At 42.3% G+C, this 2498-nt stretch carries 4 protein-coding genes; 2 read left to right on the forward strand and 2 right to left on the reverse strand.

All coding sequences use genetic code 11. From position 1 onward, the window contains the following. Positions 1 to 818 (forward strand): alpha-hydroxy acid oxidase (locus tag F7C14_RS00745; protein ID WP_290898651.1); only part of this gene is annotated, 818 nt, incomplete at its 5' end. Here F7C14_RS00745 and dapA read toward each other — a convergent pair. Next, on the reverse strand, positions 810 to 1676 hold the full coding sequence (dapA, locus tag F7C14_RS00750; protein WP_290898653.1) for a 4-hydroxy-tetrahydrodipicolinate synthase: 867 nt from the start codon (positions 1674 to 1676) through the stop codon (positions 810 to 812). The two genes, F7C14_RS00745 and dapA, sit on opposite strands and share 9 nt — an antisense overlap. Continuing rightward, on the reverse strand, positions 1669 to 1866 hold the full coding sequence (locus F7C14_RS00755) for a 30S ribosomal protein S17e (protein ID WP_290898656.1): 198 nt from the start codon (positions 1864 to 1866) through the stop codon (positions 1669 to 1671). The genes dapA and F7C14_RS00755 overlap by 8 nt, the downstream gene beginning before the upstream one ends. A gap of 347 nt (positions 1867 to 2213) precedes the next feature. Here F7C14_RS00755 and F7C14_RS00760 point away from each other — a divergent pair. Further along, positions 2214 to 2498, forward strand: a 285-nt coding sequence (locus F7C14_RS00760) for a hypothetical protein (protein WP_290898659.1), incomplete at its 3' end; no start/stop codon positions are given.

Consider the following 2498-nt stretch of genomic DNA (forward strand, 5'->3'; position numbering starts at 1 on the left):
AGTTTTTGGATTCCATAGGGATTAGAATGAATGTAATAAATGATGTTGAGGATGTTGAACTTGAGACGGAGTTTCTCGGGAAAAAGATTTCCCTTCCCGTAATGCCTGCTCCGCTTTCTGGACTCGTGAAGGCTGTTGATGAAAGGTGTTTCGAGAGAATAATAAAGGAGGCTTGGGAAGTTGGTGTCGTTCCGTGGATAGGTTATCCGATACAGGATGAGGTTGAAAAATTCGGGAAACCCTTCGTGTGGATAATCAAACCCCTTGAGGATAGAAGGAAAATATACGAGGAAATAGAAAGGGCAGAAAAGACGAAAGCTTTTGCAGTCGGAATAGACATCGACTCAGCGGCGGGAGTGAAAGTTAAGCATAACGTTCTTTCCTATGGAGGAACTAAGCCGTTAAGCAGGAGAGAGCTTGAGGATCTGGCTTCGACGACGAAGCTACCTTTCATAGTTAAGGGAGTTCTCAGCGAAAAGGATTATTACTTAGCGTCGAATTTTAGCGACGCTGTAGTCATCTCTAACCACGGAGGGAGAGTTTTAGATTCAGCAGTTTCTCCCCTCGAAGTTCTCGATAATATAGAGAAGATGGTAACAACTGGTGTTGACAGCGGATTCAGGTATGGAACCGATGTTTTCAAAGCTCTCGCTTACGGAGCTGATTTCGTCCTAATTGGAAGACCGGTAATTTACGCTTTAGCGATAGAAAGCGGTGTGAGAAAGCTTTTGAGTGTTATAGGGGAGGAACTTAAGAGAATTATGGTTCTAACTGGAGCGAAATCTGTTAGGGAGATAGAAAGAAGCTTGTTAGATTAACTGCAAACTTTCAAGAACTTTTTTGAGCTTTTCAGTCTTCTCTTCGCTTAATTCGACAAGCGGCATTCTTGGCTTCCCCGCCGGAAGCCCCATGAGTTCAAGGGCTTTCTTCACGGGGATTGGGTTCGTGTCGATGAAGAGGGCATCAAACAGTGGCATGAGCTTGTAATGTAATTCCCTTGCTTTTTCAACGTTTCCGGACTTGAAAGCCTCGTACATCTCCTTCATCAGCTTTGGAGCAACGTTCGCTGCTACGCTTATAACTCCCTTTCCTCCAAGGAGCAGTATCGGCAAGGTCATGAAGTCGTCTCCCGACAGAACGATGAACTTGTCTCCAAGTCTTCTTATTATTTCAGCCACCTGCTTTAAGTTCCCACTTGCCTCCTTAATTCCCACAACTCTCTCTATGCTCGCGAGCTTTTCCACAACATCTGGAGTTGTGTTTATTCCCGTTCTGCTTGGAACGTTGTAAACGAGAATAGGGATGGACACCTCATCAGCTACAGCTTTGTAATGCCTGTACAATCCCTCAGCGTTTGGCTTGTTGTAGTAGGGTGTTACGAGCATAACCGCATCTGCACCAGCCTTTTCAGCCTCTTTAGCCAAGAATAAAGCTTCTCTTGTAGAATTAGATCCAGCTCCAGCTATAACTGGCTTTTTGGCTACTTCGCAGACGTATTTTATTACCTCGACGTGCTCTTCATGGCTTAGCGTTGCCGCTTCTCCCGTCGTTCCAGCTGGAACTACTGCATCAACGTACTTTTCAAGGTAATCGAGGTTCTTGGCGATTCCTTCGAAGTCGACTTCGAAGTTCTCTTTAAAAGGGGTAACCAGAGCAGGAATTACCCCTTCAAACATTTACCCACCCTCTGTTAACTTTTCTTGTTATGTATCCCGCAACCCTGTTCCTTACCCTCTTACTCTTTATGTTCGTCAACTCAGCCACAAGCTTCTTGTTGTGATCGAAGTCTCCAGTGAACAGTTCACCATACTTTTTGAGAAGCTCCATCGCTATATTTTTAATGTAAGCGGGCTTTACCGTCCCCATAGATAGGAGTTGAAGCTCAGCGATTATTTAACTTTTGCTGTGTTACGATTTTGCAAGTTGGTAGGTGAAATGGGAAAATAATTTAAGGGCAAAATAGAATAAAAAACTTGATGAATTTAATACTAATAGGTACGGGATTTTCTATTATTTGCTTAATATTGTCATTGATATATTCTATTGAGCTTTTAAATTACTCTAAGCTAAAAGCGTCGGAAAGGCATCTCTGGTCTTTTTTGACCTCATATCTGTTAATGATCTGCATTTCGTTCACCATTATCTCCGTGGTGGAGTTTTTTGAACTGATGTCAGATATAGCTGGAGAAAAATTGAGCTTGAGCTTACCAAATATGTTTGTTTACGTTTCTGCAGTTCTCCCAATTTTGATTTTTGCTCACGTTTTTGCCGTAATTAGGGCTATAAAAATTATGGAATTTAATGTGGAAAATTTCGACTTAAATAGAGTTGGATTACTTATGATCTATGTGATTGCGTTCTGGCTTCTTGCAGCTGAATTGCCCGAGCATTTCCCTTTCGTTGAAATTATCGTGGTGCTGTCAGAACTTGTGTATGTTGCTTCCTTTCCAGTACTACTCTTACTTCTCTATTTCACGTTGAAGGAGAAAAGAATAGAG

The organism is Ferroglobus sp., assembly GCF_015521575.1.
Classification (GTDB): Archaea; Halobacteriota; Archaeoglobi; order Archaeoglobales; family Archaeoglobaceae; genus Ferroglobus.

Coding starts and splice junctions, on each gene's coding strand:
- dapA (WP_290898653.1), bottom strand. CDS start 1,676: ATGTTTGAAGGGGTAATTCCTGCTCTGGTTACCCCTTTTAAAGAGAAC.
- F7C14_RS00755 (WP_290898656.1), bottom strand. CDS start 1,866: ATGGGGACGGTAAAGCCCGCTTACATTAAAAATATAGCGATGGAGCTT.